This is a genomic window from Nocardia sp. NPDC049935, assembly GCF_055586645.1.
Window position 1 is genome coordinate 314,527 of sequence record NZ_JBVJHV010000006.1, and the last position, 18,788, is coordinate 333,314.

An 18,788-nucleotide genomic window follows, 5' to 3' on the forward strand; every position below is an offset into this window, starting at 1 on the left:
GGAATGGGCCGCCGGTCCACCGCGGGCGCGCGGCATCAGGCCCGGGCCGCCGCGGTGAGCCGCCACCCGGCCGCCCGGCTGCGCTCGGACCAGAACGCCGCGTAGCGCCCGCCGGCCGCGAGCAGTTCGTCGTGGGTGCCGCGTTCGACGATCCCGCCACCGTCCAGGAAGAGGATCTGGTCGGCATGGCGGATGGTGGGGAGGCGGTGGGCGACCACGAGTACGGTTCTGCCCTCGGTGAGTTCCCGGATGCCCCGGACGACGGCCGCTTCGTTCTGCGGGTCCAGGGCGCTGGTCGCCTCGTCGAGAAGGACCACGGGAGCGTTCTTGAGCAGGGCGCGAGCGATCGAGATCCGCTGCCGCTCACCGCCGGACAGCGCGGTGCCGCCCTCGCCGACCCGGGTGTCCCAGCCTTCGGGCAGGCGCGCGACGATCTCGTCCACCCGCGCGATGCGGGCCGCTTCGCGCACCTCGTCGTCGCTGGCATCGGGGCGGCCGACACGGATGTTGTCGAGCACCGACTGGTCGAACAGGTACACATCCTGGAACACGAGGGAGACCCGGTTCAGCAGGGTTTCCGAGGTCAGGTCGCGCACATCGCGGTCACCGAGCGCGATGCGGCCGGCACCGGCGTCGTAGAACCGGGCGGCCAGCCGCAGCACCGTCGTCTTACCCGCGCCGCTGGGGCCGACGATCGCGGTGGTCGTGCCGGGGGCGGCCACGAAGGACACACCGTTCAGCACGGTCTCCTCCGGACGGTATCCGAAGGTGACGTCCTCGAACCGGATCCCGGCATCGACCGGTTCCGCCGCGTCGGTCGGTTCGGTGACAACCGGTCCGTCCAGGAACTTGTTGATCTTGTTCACCGCGACCATGGCGCGCCGGATGGCGGTCGACAATTCGGCGGCCTGGTTGAGCGGTTCGACGAACCGGGAACTGACCACGATCAGCGCGATCGCCACCGGCACCGAGATATCGCCCGAGGTCGCCAGGGAGATCACCAGCCACACCAGGGGAATGAAGGTCAGCTGGACGACGAAGGAGAACAGCACCAGCCCGGGGACCGACGCACCGATGGCGCTCTTGGTCGCGCGGCCCTGCTCGTGCAGCGCCGCGCGCAGCGACCGGGTGCCCGAGTCGTCGGCGCCGAACGCGCGCAGTACCGGCTGGGCCTGGGCGAACTCGATCACGCGGGAGTTGGCCACGGCCGCGGCCTGATGCTGGCCGTGGGTAGCCCGGGCGAAGAGCGCGCCGCCCCACCGGTTCACCAGGTACAGCACGGGCGCGCTGGCGACCATCGCCAGGGAGATCCGCCAGTCGATGAACAGCATGCCCACCGCGACGGTCGCCGGTACCAACACGGCGGTGACCAGCGGGGTGAGCAGATGCGCCGGAACACCCATGACCTCGCGGGTGCTGGAGGTGATCAGGCGGGTGGCCTGGCCCGAGGTGGAGGCGCCGAACGCGCCGAGCTGCATGGCGGCGAGGTGATCGCCGAGCCGCATCTGCAGATGCCGCATCAGGGCCACACCGATGCGCAGGCCGATCTGGGCCTGCAGGAAGCTGGCGGCGGCGACCACGGCGAAGGCGCCCACGATCGCGGCGAGCCACCAGCCCGCGCGGCCGAGCCGGTCGGCGAAAACATCCTCGAGCAGCGGTGCCAGCAGGACGTAGGCGATACCCTGCGCGACCCCGAGCACGATCAGCGCCGCGGCGTAGCGGGGCAGCAGCGGCCGGTACCGGTCCGGGACCAACCGGACGATCTGGCGGATCATCGTGCGACTCCCTCGATTTCGCCGAGGTCGCGGACCGCGGCCTCGTTCGCGTCCCACAGCGCGCGGTAGGTGCCGCCCAGTGCGAGCAGCTCGTCGTGTGTGCCCCGTTCGACCGGCGTGCCGTCCGCGAGGACCAGCAGTTCGTCGACTCCGGTGATGGTGTGCAGCCGGTGCGCGATCACCAGCACCGTGCGCCCGGCGACGAGTTCGGCCAGGGCGTCCTGGATCGCCGCCTCGGATTCGGGGTCGGCGAAGGCGGTCGCCTCGTCGAGCACCAGGATCGGCGCGTCGGCCAGGAGGGCGCGCGCGATGGAAAGCCGTTGCGCCTCACCGCCGGACAGTCGCGCGTCGTCGCCGATCACGGAGTCGTAGCCGCGCGGTAGTTCCAGGATGCGGTCATGGATCTGGGCGGCCCGGGTGACGCGGTGGATCTCCTCGTCGGTCGCCTCCGGCCGCGCCAGTGCCACATTGGCGCGCACCGTCTCGTGCAGCAGGCGGACGTCCTGGAACACGAACGCCACCCGCCGGTACAGATCCTGCTGGGGCAGTGCGCGGATATCGCGCCCGTCGATGGTGATCCGCCCCCGGGTGACGTCGTGGAACCGCGGCAGCAGTTTGGCCATGGTCGATTTTCCGGAGCCGCTGGGGCCGACCAGCGCGGTGATCGTGCCGGGACGCAGGGTCGCCGTCACGCCTTTGAGCACATCGTGCCCCTCGTGGTATCCGAACCACACGTCCTCGAACCGGACGGTCCCGGCCGGCTCGTCACCGGCCGGCCCGGACTCGGCGAGCTGTTCCAGCTCGGCGACCTGCTGCTGCTCGTAGAGCCGCAGGCACGCCGCGTCCGCCTGGCTCAGCGATTGCGCGGAATAGCCGACCGTCAGCACGGTGGTACCCAACCCCAGGCCCAGCAGCAGGAACGGCAGCAGATCCAGTGCCGGCATCCCGCCCGAGACCAGCGGAAGGCCGACGGCCAGTACCGCCACCAGCAGGAACACCGGATTGAGGAACAGGCCCGCCGCCGCCTCGATACGGGTCATCGGCGTGGTCCAGGCCGTGAAGTAGTCGGTGAACCCCTCCACCGCCTCGCGGTAGCGGTGATGCGCCCGCCGAGCCTGCCCGAACGCGCGGACCACCTGGATACCGTCCACGAACTCGACCGTGGCCGACTCCGATTTCTTCTCCCACTCGGTGTATTCGCGCAGCTTCTCGCTGTAATTGCGACCCATCATCGCCGCCAGCGCCACGCCGTACAGCGCCAGCGGCGCCAGCAGTACCAGGGCCAGCCGCCAATCGACGAGGAACAGGTAGCCCAGGGTCAGCACCGGCGTCACGATCGCCGCGGTGAACTCCATCTGCGCGTGGGCGACCAGATAGTGGATGGACTCGACATCGTCCTGGAGGAGTTTCTTGACCTCACCCGAGGAACGTGCCCCGAACCAGCCCAGCGGCACCCGGCGCAGCTTGTCCGCGAGCGCCTCCCGCAGCAGTAACTGGTTGTCGGCATCGATGACATGGGTCCACAGCAGCGCGCCCGAATACAGCATGCCGCGCAGGCCGAGCAGGATGAGCGCCACCAGCACCGGCTGCCAGACATCGCTGCGCGCGTCGTCGAGGAGGCGGCGGGCCGCCTCGACGATGAGCACATAGGGCAGCACCGCGCATACCGCGGAAACGAAAACGATGGCGCTCGCCAGGGTCAGGCGCCCGCGCACCGGTGCGAGCACCGCACGGCGCGCCGCCCTCTCGGCTTGTTTCGCCTGTTTGGTGGCGGCGGCCGCCTCGCGGCGGCCGTCGCCGGCCGGGCTGTCTTCGGGCACGGAGGATCCCCTACACATGATTTCGGGTGGTAGTCACGCGCAGTCTATCCAGAACAACCGAACACAGGAAAGCCTTGCCTAAGGAAGGTCGGCAGCCGTCGTGCGCGAGCCGTCGGCCCAGGTCGCGCCGCGCCGCACGGCCGCACCGTCCGGGATGTGCAGGATCAGGTCCGCGGCGTCGACAGCCGCCCGGTCGAGCGGGAAGTAACCGTGCGCGGGTGTGTGATCGGCACGGACCTCGCGGGCGGGGATCTCGCCGGGCGCGATGGTGCCCACGGTGGTCATCCGGGTCTGCAGGAAACTCTCGAAGGTGCCGGGCCGCGGTTCGGGCAGATCGATCAGCTCGTCGCGACCCAGGCTCCCGAGAATCACGGCATAGCGAGCACCCACCAGAGACGCGACGACGGCCCCGGCGCCGGACCACTCGATGGACATCTCCCCCATCCGCATACTGCTCGGGTTGCGCTGGAGATGGAGATTGTGGGCGAACACCAGCGTCGGGCCCCGGCCGGCCTCGATACGGCGGATATCGAGCAGGTTCCGCGCCATCGACGCGTCCCGGGTGGCGCACAGGACGGTCCACCGGGCGGCCGGTTCCCCGGGCCGCGCGGCCCGGCGGTGGTATCGCAACAGGCCGAGGCCCGCGGTGAGATGGGTTTCGGCCCGCAGCCATTCACCGAGCGAGGTCGCCGCGATGAGCTCCGGCGCTCGCCGGTAGAGCTCGGAAAGCATATCGTCGGCGCGGGCGCGGACGACGACGGCGCCCGCATCCGCGCCGGGCGATTCGGCCGGATCCAGCAGCGCCTCGGTGCGATGCCACCGTTCGTCGGCGCCGAGCAGATCGGCCGTATCGTCGGCGAGTCCCAGGTAGTCGCGCGCGTATTCGAGAAAACGGCGCGGGGAGGGCGCGCTCATGGTCTCCATCGGGCCATCGAAACCGTGGATCGCCAGCCGCTGCTCCGGCGGCCGGTTCTCGTTGTACTCCCGCATCCAGGCGACGAGCGCCCGGTTGATCTCCAGATCACCGAAGCCGTGCGAAAAGCCCTCCGCCATCACGGTGTCGAGGGAACCCACCCCGGCCCGCACATAGTCGTCGACGACGAGTGCGGCCACACGGTCGGTCTCCAGGGCGATGGACCGGAAACCGCGTCGGACCAGACCGGCGAACAGATCGTTGCGGACCCAGCCGAAGGCGGGCTCCAGGTGGGTCGGTTCGCCGAAAGCGAGCAGATCGGCGGAGGAGGACAGGACGGAGTCGAGGGCGTATTCCATTTACTCGATCGTATCTTTGAAGGTTCGGTGGAAGCTTTTCTCTCGATTCGCCAGAATTCCTCGAATAAAGTCTCAAACCGATGCCCACACTGCGCCCCGCCGACCTCGCCCGCGAGCACGGCCTCTCCACGCAGGCCGTCCGCAACTACGAGCGGGACGGCTACCTCCCGGCGGCCGAGCGCACGCCGAGCGGTTACCGGGTCTACAGCGAGGTCCACGCGGCGGCGCTGCGCACCTACCTGGCGCTCATCCGGGCGTACGGACACACCCTCGCCGGCCGGATCATGACCGAGATCCACCACGGCGACCTCGATCACGCGCTCGAACTCCTCGATCGCGGACACCACCGGCTACTCCGCGACCGGGAGACCCTGAGCGCCGTCCGCGCGGCCATCGGCCACCTGACCACCGCGAACGAAGACCTCCACGATCCGGGGCCGGACCCCACCTACACCGTGGGCGAACTCGCCCGCCGACTCCGCGTCACCCCGGCCACCCTGCGGGCCTGGGAGAACGCGGGAATCCTCGCTCCCGCGCGGGATCCGGCCACCGGATATCGCGTCTACGGCCGCGCCGATATCCGAGACGCCGAACTCGCCCATCTGCTCCGGCGCGGCGGCTACGGGCTGCCGTATATCGCCGGGGTGGTCGAGCGGATCCGGATCGCGGGCGGCACCGACGCGACGGCCGCCGCGCTCGCCGGGTGGCAGCGCGCGCTCACCGCGCGCGGAGTCGCCATGCTGGACGCGGCGGGACCGCTCGGGCAATACCTCCGCCGCACCCCGCCGCCCGCGACCGCCGGCGCCTCAGAAGCCCGGGCGAACACGGTCGACGGTGCGTGAGGCACGAGCCCACCCCTCGTCGATGCGAAAAGCATCGGCCCACCAGGAGTCCGCCGCCACGCTCGCTACCGGCCGGTGCCGGGGCGTCGGATCCGCGCGGCCGCGCGGTTGTATTCGGCGGCGGTGACCGGTTCCGCCCAGTCGACGTCGTCGCCCTCCCAGAGCGCGAGATGGGTCATGAAATGATCCGGCGCGGCGCCGTGCCAGTGCTGCTCGCCGGGCGGGCACCAGACGGTGTCGCCCGGGCGCAGTACCGCCACCTCGCCGGCACGGGTGACGACCAGTGCGATGCCCTCGGTGACATGCAAGGTCTGCCCGAGCCCGTGGGTATGCCAGTTCGTACGGGACCGGGGAGCGAAATGCACCGCGTTGAGCCGGGCCCGGGCGGGGTCCTCACCGCGGTAGAGGGTGTCGAACCAGACGGGACCGGTGAAGATCTCCGCGGGCGCCTCGGTGGTGGGCGGTTTGCTCAGGATGTCCATCGGGTCCTCCACGATCGGGTGGTCGGTGGCCGCGACCGCGGCCGGCGGTAGCGGCCGCGGTGTCATACCGTCAGCAGGACCTTGGTGGCGCGTCGCTCGTCCATCGCCGCGTAACCCTCGGCGGCCCGCTCCAGCGGCAGGGTCAGATCGAATACATCGCCGGGGTCGATCTCGCCGCGCACGATGAGGTCGATGAGATCGGGCAGGAAACGGCGTACCGGCGCGGGCCCGCCGTGCAGGTGGACGCTGGAGAAGAACAGCCGCGAACCGTCGAGTTCGACATCGTGGGCCACCCCGACGAAACCGATATGCCCGCCGGGCCGGGCCGACCTGATGGCCTGCGTCATCGATTCCTGGGTGCCGACCGCTTCGATCACCGAATGCGCGCCGAGGCCGCCGGTGAGCTCCTTGATCCGGGCCACACCCTCCCGGCCGCGTTCTTCGACGATCTCGGTGGCGCCGAATTTGCGGGCCAGCGCCTGGCGGTCGGCATGGCGGCTCATGGCGATGATCCGGTCGGCGCCGAGTTGTCGCGCGGCCAGCACAGCGAGCAGACCGACCGCGCCGTCGCCGACCACCACCACGGTCTTCCCGGGTCCCGCCTCGGCCGCGACAGCGGCGAACCAGCCGGTTCCGAGCACATCGGAGGCGGCGAGCAGGCTCGGATACTGCTCCGGCGACGGAGCAACCGGTACGGCGACCAGGGTGCCGTCGGCGAGGGGTATACGCGCCCGCTCGGCCTGGGTACCGATGGAACCCATCGGTACGGCGTGCACGCAGCGGCTCTGGTAACCGGCGCGGCAGATCTCGCAGGTGTTGTCCGAGGCGAAGAACGATCCGACCACGAAATCACCCACCGCGACGCCCTGGACATCCGGGCCGATCTCCTCCACGACACCGATGTACTCGTGCCCCATCGGGGCCGGTCCGTCCACCTCTTCCACGCCCCGGTAGGGCCACAGATCCGAGCCGCAGATACAGCTGGCGGCGACCCGGATGACCGCGTCGGTGGGCTCGACGATCACCGGGTCGTCGCGGTCTTCGACCCGCACATCCCGGGGGGCGTACAACATGACTCCACGCATGATCAGGTTCTCCTTCGCCGTTGTCGGTTCGGATCGTCGCGCGGGTGGGTCACGATCCCACCGCGCCACGCGCAGCTGTGACGGAGCGGAGACCGCAGGGCAACCCGGCCGGTCCGCTCGGGCCGGCGGAGCGTCGCGCTCTGCGGGCCCGTTCCCACCAGCGATATCCAGTGAACACTTCTCCCGCCGGCCCGGGGAGTCCCCCACGAGGGGTGTACCGGCAGGGCGCCCCGGCCGGGTCCGGCTCGTCCTACGCTTCGGGTATGGGCAACCGGGACGAAGTACGCGAGTTCCTGATGTCGCGGCGCGCAAAGATCACCCCCGAACGGGCCGGAATCCCCGCGGCGCCGAACCGCAGGGTGCCGGGACTGCGGCGGTCGGAGGTCGCCGCCCTGGCCGGGGTGAGCGTCGAGTACTACGCCAAATTGGAGCGGGGCGCCATCGCCGGGGCCTCCGCGTCGGTGCTCGACGCCCTGTCCCGTGCCCTGCAGCTCGACGACACCGAACACGCCCACCTGCTGGACCTCGCCCGCGCGGCCGACGGTATCCCCACCTCCGGACGGACCCGCCGGCGAACCACCGGGCGCGCTCCGGCGCGGCCGAGCCTGCAATGGGCGCTGGACAGCATCTACGACGCGGTCGCCTTCGTCCGCAACCCGCGGCAGGACCTGCTGGCGACCAACGAGCTCGGACGCGCTTTCTACTCGCCCCTGCTCGGCACGGGCGGACGCCCGCCCAACCTCGCCCGTTTCCAGTTCCTCGACCCCGCCGCCCGCGACTTCTATCCGGACTGGGACACCTTCGCCGAGATGTGCGTGGCGATCATGCGCGCCGAAGCCGGCCGCGACCCGCACGACCGGGGCCTGCAGGACCTCGTCGGAGAGCTGTCCACCCGCAGCGAGACCTTCCGGCGGTTGTGGGGGACCCATGATGTGCGGACGCACGGTACGGGCACCAAACGGTTCCACCATCCCGAGGCGGGAGAGCTGGTCCTCGCCTACGAGGAACTCGCGATCACCGCCGAGCCCGGCCTGATCCTCATGGTCTACACGCCCGAGCCCGGCTCCCCCTCCGCTCAGCGCCTGCGGATCCTGGGCTCGTGGGCCCGCTCGGCGCATCCACCCGAACGCGCTCGCTGACCGCCACCGCTGGGCCCCGGGCCCGGCCGACGCTCAGAAACCGCGCAGCCGGTCGGGGACGATGCGGATCGGCACCGAGTAGTCGGCGCGGAATTCTTCCGCCGTCAGGGCGAGTCCCCGCAGTCCCTGTTCGTACTTGGCGAGATAGGCGGCCTGTTCCTCCGGGTCGACCGTGACCTCGAGCCGGGCGGCGCCGCCGAAGACGACGATATCGCCACCGCTGCCGGTGCTGTTGAAATGCAGGGCCACCCGGGGGTTGCGGGCGATATTGCGGAGTTTCGGGCGGTCGGGCTCGCTGAAGATCAGGAAGGAGTCGCCGCCCCAGTGAAACCACACCGGGTTCGGCTGCGGGGCGCCGGAGGCCCCGACGGTGGTGAGCCAGACGATCTCCTCGCCGGTCAGGCGCGCGGCGACGCGGGCTCCGAATTCGGTACCGGTATCGAACAGCTCGTGGATGCCGGGTGTGGTCATCAATACCTCCGGGGGCTGCGGTCCAATGCGCGGGCAGGTCTCGGGGAAGAACAGCGTGGCGATCGTGACGATTCCCCGCTTCACCCGATCCGGGTGGTTTCGGCGGAGCGGAGCGGGACGATTTTATAGGTCACGTTTGCATTAAATCCGCCCGGGTCGCTCGCCCCCGCGTGCGAGACTGCAGCGGCTTCGTCGGCTGAGCGCACGACAACGGGCCGGAGCATACGCCCCGGCCCGGTCGCTTCGGACGCGGTGACCCGGTTCAGGCCACCGCCCCACTGGTTTTCAATTCGATGATCCGGTCCCAATCCCAGCCGAGTTCGAGCAGGACCTCCTCGGTCTGGGCCGCGAATTCGGGTCCCGGCCGCAATTGCGGCGCCTGGACGTCGAACTGCACCGGACTCGACACCAACTCCAGCTCGCCCGCGGGCAGCAGGTATTCGTTGGACCTGATCTGATCGTCCTGACCCACCTGATAGGAGTCCTGGACCGGAGCCCACGGGCCCTTCAGGGTCGCGAACTTCTTCGTCCACTCGGCGAGGGTGCGTCCGGCGATGGCCTCGCGCAGAATCTCCACCCCGGCCTCGGTATTCGCCGCGATCTGCGCCGCGTCGGCGAACCGCGGATCCTCGGCCAGCTCCGGGCGATCGATATGGCGGCAGACATCGGCCCAGAACTTGCCGGGCTGCAGCATCACGAACGACAGGTACCGGTCGTCGGCGGTGCGGTAGAGCCCGGACAGCGGATTCGACATGGCGCCGTGTGTTCCCGGCGGCGGCGCGAGCATCGGTTCACCCTGGTACGCCGAGAGCGCCACGGTGTGACCGAGCGACCACAGACCGCTGCCCAGCAGGGAGACATCCACGACCGAGGGCTCCCCGGTGCGCTCCCGCTTCAGCAGCGCCGCGGCGATACCGCCGGCCAGGTTGGTACCCGAGATGGTGTCGCCGAAGGCCGGGCCGGGCGGCGAGATCATGCCGTCGGTCCCCTCGGGGGTGATCGTCGCGGCCACCCCACCCCGGCACCAGAAAGCGGTCATATCGTAGCCACCGCGGTCGGATTCCTGACCCCGCGGACCCAGCGCGCTGCCGCGCGCGTAGACGATGCCCGGGTTCACCTCCCGGATGTGCTCGACATCGATACCGAACTTCTGCCGGTGCGAGGGCAGGAAACTGGTGAGGAACACATCGGCCCGCTTGGCGAGTTCGTAGATCACCTCACGGCCGCCCTCGACCGACATGTCCACGCCGATACTGCGTTTGCCCCGGTTGGCGTGTTCGATATTCGGGTTGGGATCGCCCTCGACCTTGAATTTGCCGATCTGGCGCAGACCCCGCTGCGGATCGCCGGTCACCGCGTGCTCGACCTTGATGACGTTCGCGCCCCAATCGGCGAGCACCGCACCCGCCGACGGCACGAACCCGTACATGGCGACCTCGAGGACCGTGATCCCCTCCAGCGGCCCACTCACGAGACGCCTCCATTCGGCATGAGCGAGATTCGGCAAACCGTCCGCATACCTTCGCGGAGGCCGTAGCGAATGCGGAGGTATCGCACTCCCGCCTCCGGGCCCGACTCGCTCATGCCAGCACCTCCGCGAGGGTCTTGCGCTCCATGAACTCCTCCATCCCGACCACGCCCATCTCGCGGCCGACACCGGACTGCTTGTAGCCGCCGAACGGGGCGTCGGGATGGAAGTAGTTGCCGCCGTTGATGCTGAAGGTGCCGGTGCGGATCCGGCGCGCCACCGAACGGGCCCGTTCGGCGTCCGCGCCGAAGACTCCGCCGGACAGGCCGTAGATGGAGTTGTTGGCGATCGCGACGGCGTGGTCGATATCGTCGTACGGGATCAGCGCCAGCACGGGCCCGAAGACCTCTTCCTGCGCGATTTCGCTGTCGGGGTCGACATTCGACAGCAGCGTGGGCTTGTAGAAGAAGCCCGGATCGACCTTCTCGCCGCCGGTGACCAGCGTGGCGCCCGCGGCGACCGCGCGCTCGACCAGACCGTGCACCTTGTCGCGCTGGCGCTCGCTGATCAGCGGACCCATGTAGTTCTTGGGGTCGGCCGGATCGCCGTAGGTGATATTCGCCAGATTCCCGGCGACCAGTTCGGCGACCTTGTCGTGATCGGCGCGCGGTACCAGCAGCCGCGTGGTGATGGCACAGCCCTGACCGGCGTGCGAGCAGATGCTGAAGGCCGCGAACATCGCGCCCATGTTGTAGTCGGCATCGTCGAGCAGGATGGCGGCGGATTTACCGCCGAGCTCGAGGAACACCTTCTTCAGCGTTTCGCTGGCGGCGGCCATGATCTTGCGGCCGACGGGGGTGGATCCGGTGAACGACACCACGTCGACATCGGGGTGGGTGGTCATCCGCTCGCCGACGGCCACTTCGGAACTCGTCAGGATGTTGACCACGCCGGCCGGGATATCGGTGTGCCGGGCGATGAGTTCGCCGAGGGCCAGGGTGATCAGCGGGGTGTCGGGAGCACCCTTGAGGACCACCGTGCAGCCCGCGGCGAGCGCCGGCGCGAGCTTGGCGAACGCCAGCTGGTACGGGTAGTTGTAGGCGGCGATGGCCGCGACCACGCCGGCGCCTTCTTTCTCGACCCACCGCTGGTGCTGGGCGCCCCGGATCTCCACCGGGCCCAGATCCTCGGTCCAGGTGTAGTCCCGCAGGACGCCCGCGTAGTACTTGACGATCTCGAACGGCGTCTCGAGCTGGTTACCCTTGGTGAGGATGAAGCTCGCGCCGACCTCGGCGATCATCAGGGCCCGCAGCTGTTCCACGTTGTCCTGCAGCGCCTGGTAGAGCTGGTCCAGGCAGCGGGCGCGGAATTCGTGGTTCGTCGACCAGTCGGTGGTGTCGAACGCGCGGCGGGCGGCGGCCACGGCGGCGTCGACCTCGGCGACGCCGGCTTCGGGCGCATAGCCGACCACATCGCCGTTCGCGGGATTGATCGAGGCCAGGGTGCTCCCGGTCTCGATCAGCTGCCCGTCGATGAGCAGCCGTTGGGTGGCAGTCACCGCCTCTTCCTGCGTTGACATCCCGCCTCCTCAGAAGTTCGTGGAAATAGCATTCTCGCTTGAGGAGAATAGTACATTTGGCAAGGGCACTCCCGCTGCCGATTCGGTGAGCTGGGGCAATCCCGGAAAAAGCGCCGGAAGCGGCCGATTCGGCGGGTTGGCCCAGATCTTGCGCAGCCGATCTCGCCGAGAGTACGGTTCTCGTATTCGGAATGCATGTTCTTGCGCCACCGGGCGCGAGAGGTGAGGAGAGGCAAGCGTGAAAACCGCAGTTGTCACCGGCGGCGCCTCGGGCATCGGACTGGCCATCGCGCAGCGCCTGCGCAGCGACGGATTCCACGTAGCGGCACTCGACCGGAATGCCTCCGCGGACGACGATTCCGCCTACCGGGCCGACGTCACCGACCCGGACAGTCTCGCCGAAGCGCTCGGTAGCATCCGCGAAAAACTGGGCCCCGTCACCGTCCTGGTGAACGCCGCCGGCGTGGACGGTTTCAAACGCTTCCAGAACATCGAATTCGCGGAATGGCAGCGGGTGATCGAGGTCAACCTGCACGGCGTCTTCCACACCGTCCAGGCCGTACTGCCGGATATGCTCGAGGCCGGCTGGGGCCGGATCGTGAACATCTCCTCGTCGAGCGCGCAGTCGGGTCAGCCGTTCATGTCGCACTATGTCTCGTCGAAATCGGCGGTCAACGGGCTCACCAAATCGCTGGCGCTCGAACTCGGCCCCTCCGGAATCACGGTCAACGCCGTACCCCCCGGTTTCATCGACACCCCGATGCTGCGCCGCTCCGAGGAACGCCGGCTGCTCGGCGGCAGTGTCGAGGACCATATCCAGCGCACCCCGGTGCGGCGCGTCGGCAAACCCGAGGATATCGCCGCCACCTGCGCTTTCCTGATCTCCGAGGAGGCCGGTTACATCACCGGCCAGATCATCGGCGTCAACGGCGGACGGAATACCTGAATCAGCCCCAGGAATCCGCCGACCTCATCCGAAGGGAAGTGACAACCGTGAAGGTCCATGTCGATCAGGATCGCTGCCAGGGACATACCCTCTGCTCGATGATCGCCCCGAAAGCGTTCGAACTCAGCGAAATCGACGGTCATTCGTCGCCGGTGGACGAGAATGTAGCGCACGACCAAGAGGACCAGGTGCGCGAAGCGGTGCACTCCTGCCCCGAGCGCGCCATCTCGCTCACCGAGTAGCACAGAGGGGGCATCCGATGTCCGCCATCGAACCCACCGACCGCCTGCATCCCCGTTTCGATTTCGACCGTTACGGTCCCGGTTACCGGGAATCGTTCCAGTCGATCACCGAGCAGATGCACCGCCACTGCCCGATCGCCTGGACCGACAACCACGAGGGATACTGGGTCGCCGCGGGGAACCGGGAGGTCTTCGAACTCGCACGGTGCCCGCACGTCTCCAACGACCGTGATGTCGCGGGCGTTCGGCGCGGGTACCAGGGCATCACCATCCCCTCGACCAATCAGGCCGCCATCCGCAACGGCATCCTGGAGATGGACGATCCCGAGCACCGCGAACTCCGCGCGGTGCTCAACCCCTACCTCTCCCCCGCCGCGGTGCAGCGGTGGATCCCGTTCGTCGACGAACTCGTGCGGGCGGCGCTCGACGAGAAGATCGCCACCGGGCATATCGATTTCGTCGACGATCTGGCCAATATCGTTCCGGCCGTACTGACCCTGGCGATGCTGGGCATACCGCTGCGCAACTGGGCGGTGTACAGCGAACCCGCGCACGCCACCGTCTACACCCCGCCGGACTCCCCGGAGTTCGAGCGGGTGCACCGGCTCCATCAGGAGATGGGCCTGGACATGTACACGAATCTCACCGAGATCCGTGAACGTCCCCGGCCCGGCCTGATCCACGCGCTGGCCACCGAGGCGACCCTCGGCGGCGAACCGCTGGACGATATCGAGATCCTGGGCATGCTCGGCCTGCTCATCGGGGGCGGTTTCGACACCACCACCGCGCTCACCGCGCATTCCCTGGAGTGGCTCTCGGAGCATCCCGCCGAGCGCGAAACCCTCAGCCGGGAACGAGATCAGCTGCTCGACTCGGCCACCGAGGAGTTCCTGCGGTATTTCACCCCGGCCCCCGGTGACGGCCGCACCCTCAACACCGATGTGGAGCTGGCCGGCGCCCGCTTCGCCGAGGGCGAGCGGCTGTGGCTGTCCTGGGCCATGGCCAACCGGGACCCGGCGGTGTTCGAGCAGCCCGACGCGGTGGTTCTGGACCGGAAGGGCAACCGGCACTTCAGTTTCGGGCTGGGGATCCACCGCTGCATCGGTTCCAACGTGGCGCGGGCGGTGTACAAGCGCATGCTGATCGCGGTGCTGGACCGGTTGCCGGACTATCGGTGCATACCGGAGGACGCGGTCCACTACGAGACGATCGCGGTGATCCAGGGGATGCGGCATCTGCCCGCCACGTTCACCCCCGGCGAACCGCTGGGTCCCGGCCTGGACGAGACGTTGCAGAAGTTGCAGACCATCTGCGATGAACAGCGCCTGGCCGAACCGGTGACCGTGCGCCGCGGCGCGGCACAGATCTGAGGCCGGCGTCATCGGCGGCACAACGGATCATCGGCGCGCGGCGGGTGGCCGGACAACCGGTCACCCGCCGCGCGCGTGAAGTACTGGACAGAGTCGCCGGCGACGGGTGCCGTCCCGGCCGCACGACGACACGAGGAGGCGATATGGCATCGACGACCGGCGACGATCCGGCACCCCGCTCCGGACGACCGCTCCCGCTGCTGTCCCTGGATACCGAGTTCTTCTGGACCTCGGGCGCGGACGGGCGCCTCCGCATCCAGGAGTGCCGGGCCTGTTCGGCGCTGATCCATCCGCCGCAGCCGATCTGCCGGTACTGCCGGGCCCGCGATCTCGCGCCCCGAATCGTCTCGGGCAGCGCGATACTGGCCTCGTTCACGATCAACCAGCGCTTCGCGCTTCCCGGTCTGCCGCCGCCGTACGTGGTGGCCACGGTGGCCCTCGAAGAGGACGACCGGGTCCGGCTCACCACCAATATCGTCGACTGCGATCCGGCGGAACTCACCCTCGGTATGCGGCTCGAGGTGGTGTTCCAGCAGGACGACGACGTCTGGCTGCCGCTGTTCCGGCCCGCCGCCGAACAACCCGGCCCGGCCCCGCTGCCGGTGGACGAGATCGCGCCGCAGGAATTCGGGCAGCATGTCGCGCCCCTGCGGAGCCGCGCCAAGTTCGAGGACAGTGTCGCGCTCACCGGTATCGGCATGTCCGATATCGGGCGGCGGCTCATGCGGCCGCCGCTGGAACTCACCGTGGACGCGTGCGAGCGGGCCGTGGCCGACGCCGGTCTGACCATGGACGATATCGACGGCCTGTCCTCGTACCCGGGCGGCGGGAATCTCGGCGGCTTCGGTGAGGGCGGGGTCACGGCGCTCGAAGCCGCCCTGGGCATCAAACCCACCTGGCACAACGGCGGTATCGAGACCTTCGGACCCGGCGGTTCGGTGATCGCGGCCATGCTCGCGGTGCACGCCGGGCTGGCCACCCATGTGCTGTGTTTCCGCACGGTCTGGGAGGCCACCTTCAACGAGTTGATGAAACGCGGCACCATCACCGCGTCCGGCGGCGGGCGGACCACCAGCTGGATGAACCCGTTCGGCGCCACCTCCGCGGCCCACACCCTGGCGCAGAAGGCGCAGCGGCATTTCCACGATTACGGCACCACCCGCGAAACGCTGGGGTGGGTGGCCCTGAACCAGCGTGCCAACGCCGCCCTGAACCCCACCGCCGTCTACCGCGACCCTCTGACGATGGACGACTACCTGGGCGCGCGGCCCATCACCACGCCCTTCGGGCTCTACGACTGCGATGTGCCGTGTGACGGCGCGGTGGCGGTGATCGTCTCGGCGGCCGAAGCGGCCGCGGACCTGCCGGTTCCCGCGATCCGGGTGGAGGCCGTGGGCACGCAGATCGCCGAACGGATCGAATGGGATCAGAGCACCCTCACCCACGAGCCGCAGGTTCTCGGGCCCGCCGCGCATCTGTGGACCCGCACCGATCTGCGGCCCGACGATGTGGACGTGGCCGAACTGTACGACGGATTCACGATCAACTGTGTGTCGTGGATCGAGGCGCTGGGCTTCTGCAAGATCGGCGAGGCCAAGGACTTCCTGGACGGCGGTAAGAACATCGCGCGCGACGGCATCCTGCCGCTGAACACCCACGGCGGCCAGCTCTCACACGGCCGCACCCACGGTATGGGCCTGCTGCACGAGGCGATCGTGCAGTTGCGGGGCACCGCCGGCGAACGCCAGGTCCGCGACGCCCGGGTCGCGGTGGTGTCCAGCGGAGGTCTCACGCCCGGCGGGGCCATGCTGCTGCGGAGCGATTCCTGATGAACCCGCCGCCGCGGGGTACGCGATGACCCGGGAGATATCGTGACCCTGACCGATTCCGAACTGGCGCCCGCCGATGCCGGCGGGCCGCTACCGGTCGTCGCCGACGCGCCCGAGGCCGGTGGTATTCCGGTCTCCGGCCTGCTCGCCGAGGCGGCCGCACCGCGCGCGGTGGTGGTCGCCCTGCACGGCGGCGCGGTCGATTCACGCTATTTCGACTGCCCGGGTCATCCGGAACTGTCGCTGCTGCGGCTCGGGCAGCGGCTCGGATACACGGTGCTGGCGCTGGACCGCCCCGGGTTCCGGAGTTCGGCGCCCCATGCCGACCGGCTCACCGACCCGCATCGCCGGGTCGATCTGATGTACGGCGCCGTCGACGCCCTGCTCGACGGATCACCGCGCGGCGCCGGGGTTTTCCTGCTGGCCCATTCGGCGGGCTGCGAACTCGCGGTCCGGATGGCGGCGGCCGACCGTGGCGCCGATCTGCTCGGGCTGGAACTGGCGGGGACCGGGCGCCGGCATCAACCCGCCGCGCAGGAACTGCTGTGGGGTCCGGCCCGGATGGCCGGGCAGCGGCCGCAGGGTGTCGGACGGCTGATCTGGGAGGAGCCGCGCCTCTACCCGCCCGATGTACTGGGCGGGGCGAGCGTCTCCGCGCGCGGTTCCGCCCTGGAATCACGCAATCTGCACGAGTGGGCGGAACGGGATTTCCTCGGACTCGCACCCCGGATCCGGATCCCGGTGCGCTACAGCCTCGGCGAATACGAACGGGTGTGGCGAAACGATCCCGGGGAGATGACAGCCGCCGGCGCCCTGTTCACCGGCGCGCCGCGGGTCGTGCTGAACCTGCGGCCCAATACCGGGCACAACATCAGCCTCGGCCATACTGCCACCGCCTACCACCTCGATGTGCTCTCCTTCGCCGAGGAATGCCGTATCGCCCGCGAGACCGGACGGTTCTCCGGGCCCACCCTGCAATTCGACGGCGGCGCGGCGGCGCCGCCGGAAAGGTAACGATGGACGTCACCGATATCGCACTGCTGCTGCTCCGGCTGGTCGTAGGAGCGACCATGATCGCGCACGGGGTCAACCACTGGATCGGCGGCGGCAAGATCGCCGGGACCGGACGCTGGTTCAGCAGTCTCGGACTGCGCAACGGAGTCCTGCAGGCCTGGCTGAGCGTGATCACCGAGATCGGCGCCGGAGTCCTGCTCGTCGTCGGTCTGCTGACACCGCTGGCCGCCGCGGCGGTGGTGTCGGTGATGCTGGTCGCCGCACTGCTCGCGCACCGGAAGAACGGGTTCTTCGTGATGAAGGACGGGTACGAGTACGTCCTCGTGCTGGGGGTGGTCTGTGTGGTGATCGGCCTGCTGGGCCCCGGATGGCTCTCGCTGGACCATGCCGCCGGAATCGAGATCACCGGGTGGGCCGGCGGCGGTATCGCACTCGGTGTCGGCGTCCTCGCGACGGCCGGGCTGCTGGCGGTCTTCTGGCGGCCGCAGGCGCCCGAACCCGCCTCGCCGGGCACCGAATCCTGAACTGTACGAACGGAGAGTCATATGCGCGTCGGATTCATCGGACTGGGAAGTCAGGGCGGGCCGATGGCCCGCCGCATCGTCGAGGGCGGGTACCCGACCACGCTGTGGGCCCGCCGCGCGGCGAGTACCGACCCCTACGCGGATACCGCGGCGAAGGTCGCCGAGAGCCCGGCGGCGCTGGCGGCCGACAGCGATCTGGTGTGCCTGTGCGTGGTCGGCGACGCCGACGTGCGGGAGGTCCTGGAACGCGAGGACGGTGTGCTGGCCGGTTTCGCCGCGTCGGCCTCGGGCCGGAGCGCGCCGCCGATCATCGCCATCCACAGCACCGTGCACCCCGATACCTGCCGCGCTCTCGCCGCCGCGGCCGCCGCGCAGGGCATCGCGCTGATCGACGCACCGGTGAGCGGCGGCGCGCCCGCGGTCGAGGCCGGACGGTTGCTGGTGATGGCCGGTGGCGATACCGCGACACTCGAGCGCTGCCTGCCGGTGTTCGAGACCTACGCGAACCCGGTGGTGCACCTCGGCGAGGTGGGTGCCGGGCAGACCACCAAATTGCTCAACAATCTGCTCTTCACCGCCCATATGGCCACCGCGGTGAGCACTCTGGAACTCGGCGAGCGACTCGGCGTGAGCCCGCAGCGCCTCGGCGAGGTGATCGGCAACGGCAGCGGGAACAGCTTCGCGCTCGGCCGGATCCTGGCCGGGGGCGGCTCGCTGGACCAGATCGCCACGCATGCCGGTGATCTGCTGCGCAAGGACGTCCGGCTGATCGGTGAACTGGCCGCCGCGGCCGGTATCACCCCGGGCGCGGTACTCGATACCGCCGACGCGACGCTGGCCCTGATGGGCCGGCCCCGCTGAACCCGCGCCGCACCGGCCGCCCGTCGCGTGCCCCGGTGCGCCCCACCGGGGCACGGTGATTCTCCGCGC

At 69.5% G+C, this 18,788-nt stretch carries 17 protein-coding genes; 9 read left to right on the forward strand and 8 right to left on the reverse strand.

The features are described 5' to 3' along the window. Nucleotides 1-35: 35 nt before the first annotated feature. The 3 genes from ACZ6SF_RS23775 to ACZ6SF_RS23785 all read right to left on the reverse strand — a co-directional run bounded on the left by ACZ6SF_RS23775 (nt 36) and on the right by ACZ6SF_RS23785 (nt 4,867). Nucleotides 36-1,775 (reverse strand): ABC transporter ATP-binding protein, encoded by a 1,740-nt coding sequence (locus ACZ6SF_RS23775; RefSeq protein ID WP_466064583.1) that lies wholly within the window; start codon nt 1,773-1,775, stop codon nt 36-38. Further along, nucleotides 1,772-3,595 (reverse strand): ABC transporter ATP-binding protein, encoded by a 1,824-nt coding sequence (locus ACZ6SF_RS23780; protein ID WP_466064585.1) that lies wholly within the window; start codon nt 3,593-3,595, stop codon nt 1,772-1,774. The genes ACZ6SF_RS23775 and ACZ6SF_RS23780 overlap by 4 nt, the downstream gene beginning before the upstream one ends. A 78-nt stretch (nt 3,596-3,673) precedes the next feature. Beyond that, nucleotides 3,674-4,867: an erythromycin esterase family protein gene (locus ACZ6SF_RS23785; RefSeq protein ID WP_466064587.1), complete on the reverse strand. Its 1,194-nt coding sequence runs from the start codon at nt 4,865-4,867 to the stop codon at nt 3,674-3,676. 80 nt (nt 4,868-4,947) lie between these two features. Here ACZ6SF_RS23785 and ACZ6SF_RS23790 point away from each other — a divergent pair, with 80 nt between their 5' ends. Next, entirely contained in the window at nt 4,948-5,709 is a 762-nt protein-coding gene (locus ACZ6SF_RS23790) for a MerR family DNA-binding transcriptional regulator (RefSeq protein ID WP_466064589.1), read from the forward strand. A 65-nt stretch (nt 5,710-5,774) separates the two neighbouring features. On the opposite strand, the gene ACZ6SF_RS23795 is transcribed toward ACZ6SF_RS23790, so the two are convergent. Both ACZ6SF_RS23795 and ACZ6SF_RS23800 read right to left on the reverse strand, forming a co-directional pair. Further along, complete coding sequence (locus tag ACZ6SF_RS23795; RefSeq protein ID WP_466064591.1) at nt 5,775-6,257, reverse strand: (R)-mandelonitrile lyase; 483 nt, start codon at nt 6,255-6,257, stop codon at nt 5,775-5,777. After that, the gene (locus ACZ6SF_RS23800; RefSeq protein ID WP_466064592.1) at nt 6,254-7,276 is read right to left on the reverse strand and encodes a zinc-dependent alcohol dehydrogenase family protein; all 1,023 of its coding nucleotides are present in this window, start codon (nt 7,274-7,276) and stop codon (nt 6,254-6,256) included. The genes ACZ6SF_RS23795 and ACZ6SF_RS23800 overlap by 4 nt, the downstream gene beginning before the upstream one ends. Nucleotides 7,277-7,539: 263 nt before the next feature. Here ACZ6SF_RS23800 and ACZ6SF_RS23805 point away from each other — a divergent pair, with 263 nt between their 5' ends. After that, entirely contained in the window at nt 7,540-8,415 is an 876-nt protein-coding gene (locus tag ACZ6SF_RS23805; RefSeq protein WP_466064594.1) for a helix-turn-helix domain-containing protein, read from the forward strand. Between the two features lie 33 nt (nt 8,416-8,448). On the opposite strand, the gene ACZ6SF_RS23810 is transcribed toward ACZ6SF_RS23805, so the two are convergent. From ACZ6SF_RS23810 to ACZ6SF_RS23820, 3 genes are all read right to left on the reverse strand, one after another. After that, nucleotides 8,449-8,886 (reverse strand): TIGR03667 family PPOX class F420-dependent oxidoreductase, encoded by a 438-nt coding sequence (locus ACZ6SF_RS23810; protein ID WP_466064596.1) that lies wholly within the window; start codon nt 8,884-8,886, stop codon nt 8,449-8,451. A gap of 262 nt (nt 8,887-9,148) precedes the next feature. Next, nucleotides 9,149-10,357, reverse strand: coding sequence for a CaiB/BaiF CoA transferase family protein (locus ACZ6SF_RS23815; protein ID WP_466064598.1), 1,209 nt, complete (start codon nt 10,355-10,357; stop codon nt 9,149-9,151). A gap of 109 nt (nt 10,358-10,466) precedes the next feature. Next, complete coding sequence (locus ACZ6SF_RS23820) at nt 10,467-11,933, reverse strand: aldehyde dehydrogenase family protein (protein ID WP_466064599.1); 1,467 nt, start codon at nt 11,931-11,933, stop codon at nt 10,467-10,469. A gap of 238 nt (nt 11,934-12,171) precedes the next feature. Between ACZ6SF_RS23820 and ACZ6SF_RS23825 the strand changes: the two genes are divergently transcribed. The 7 genes from ACZ6SF_RS23825 to ACZ6SF_RS23855 all read left to right on the forward strand — a co-directional run bounded on the left by ACZ6SF_RS23825 (nt 12,172) and on the right by ACZ6SF_RS23855 (nt 18,719). Further along, a complete protein-coding gene (locus tag ACZ6SF_RS23825; protein WP_466064601.1) occupies nt 12,172-12,879 on the forward strand; it encodes an SDR family NAD(P)-dependent oxidoreductase in 708 nt (235 codons plus the stop codon). Nucleotides 12,880-12,926: 47 nt separating this feature from the next. After that, nucleotides 12,927-13,121: a ferredoxin gene (locus ACZ6SF_RS23830; RefSeq protein ID WP_357237425.1), complete on the forward strand. Its 195-nt coding sequence runs from the start codon at nt 12,927-12,929 to the stop codon at nt 13,119-13,121. 17 nt (nt 13,122-13,138) lie between these two features. Beyond that, nucleotides 13,139-14,491 carry a cytochrome P450 gene (locus ACZ6SF_RS23835; RefSeq protein WP_466064604.1) on the forward strand — a complete coding sequence of 451 codons (1,353 nt, stop codon included), beginning with the start codon at nt 13,139-13,141 and terminating at the stop codon, nt 14,489-14,491. 143 nt (nt 14,492-14,634) lie between these two features. Further along, the gene (locus ACZ6SF_RS23840) at nt 14,635-16,320 is read left to right on the forward strand and encodes a thiolase C-terminal domain-containing protein (RefSeq protein ID WP_466064606.1); all 1,686 of its coding nucleotides are present in this window, start codon (nt 14,635-14,637) and stop codon (nt 16,318-16,320) included. Nucleotides 16,321-16,362: 42 nt separating this feature from the next. Further along, a complete protein-coding gene (locus ACZ6SF_RS23845) occupies nt 16,363-17,334 on the forward strand; it encodes an alpha/beta hydrolase (RefSeq protein WP_466064607.1) in 972 nt (323 codons plus the stop codon). A 2-nt stretch (nt 17,335-17,336) separates the two neighbouring features. Continuing rightward, complete coding sequence (locus tag ACZ6SF_RS23850; protein WP_466064609.1) at nt 17,337-17,858, forward strand: DoxX family protein; 522 nt, start codon at nt 17,337-17,339, stop codon at nt 17,856-17,858. Nucleotides 17,859-17,879: 21 nt separating this feature from the next. Next, complete coding sequence (locus tag ACZ6SF_RS23855) at nt 17,880-18,719, forward strand: NAD(P)-dependent oxidoreductase (RefSeq protein WP_466064611.1); 840 nt, start codon at nt 17,880-17,882, stop codon at nt 18,717-18,719. Nucleotides 18,720-18,788: the final 69 nt, after the last annotated feature.

Bases quoted from the DNA above. Each gene is read 5' to 3' on its own strand.
- ACZ6SF_RS23775 (WP_466064583.1), bottom strand. From the start codon at position 1,775: ATGATCCGCCAGATCGTCCGGTTGGTCCCGGACCGGTACCGGCCGCTG.
- ACZ6SF_RS23785 (WP_466064587.1), bottom strand. From the start codon at position 4,867: ATGGAATACGCCCTCGACTCCGTCCTGTCCTCCTCCGCCGATCTGCTC.
- ACZ6SF_RS23790 (WP_466064589.1), top strand. From the start codon at position 4,948: ATGCCCACACTGCGCCCCGCCGACCTCGCCCGCGAGCACGGCCTCTCC.
- ACZ6SF_RS23795 (WP_466064591.1), bottom strand. From the start codon at position 6,257: ATGACACCGCGGCCGCTACCGCCGGCCGCGGTCGCGGCCACCGACCAC.
- ACZ6SF_RS23800 (WP_466064592.1), bottom strand. From the start codon at position 7,276: ATGCGTGGAGTCATGTTGTACGCCCCCCGGGATGTGCGGGTCGAAGAC.
- ACZ6SF_RS23805 (WP_466064594.1), top strand. From the start codon at position 7,540: ATGGGCAACCGGGACGAAGTACGCGAGTTCCTGATGTCGCGGCGCGCA.
- ACZ6SF_RS23810 (WP_466064596.1), bottom strand. From the start codon at position 8,886: ATGACCACACCCGGCATCCACGAGCTGTTCGATACCGGTACCGAATTC.
- ACZ6SF_RS23820 (WP_466064599.1), bottom strand. From the start codon at position 11,933: ATGTCAACGCAGGAAGAGGCGGTGACTGCCACCCAACGGCTGCTCATC.
- ACZ6SF_RS23835 (WP_466064604.1), top strand. From the start codon at position 13,139: ATGTCCGCCATCGAACCCACCGACCGCCTGCATCCCCGTTTCGATTTC.
- ACZ6SF_RS23840 (WP_466064606.1), top strand. From the start codon at position 14,635: ATGGCATCGACGACCGGCGACGATCCGGCACCCCGCTCCGGACGACCG.
- ACZ6SF_RS23850 (WP_466064609.1), top strand. From the start codon at position 17,337: ATGGACGTCACCGATATCGCACTGCTGCTGCTCCGGCTGGTCGTAGGA.
- ACZ6SF_RS23855 (WP_466064611.1), top strand. From the start codon at position 17,880: ATGCGCGTCGGATTCATCGGACTGGGAAGTCAGGGCGGGCCGATGGCC.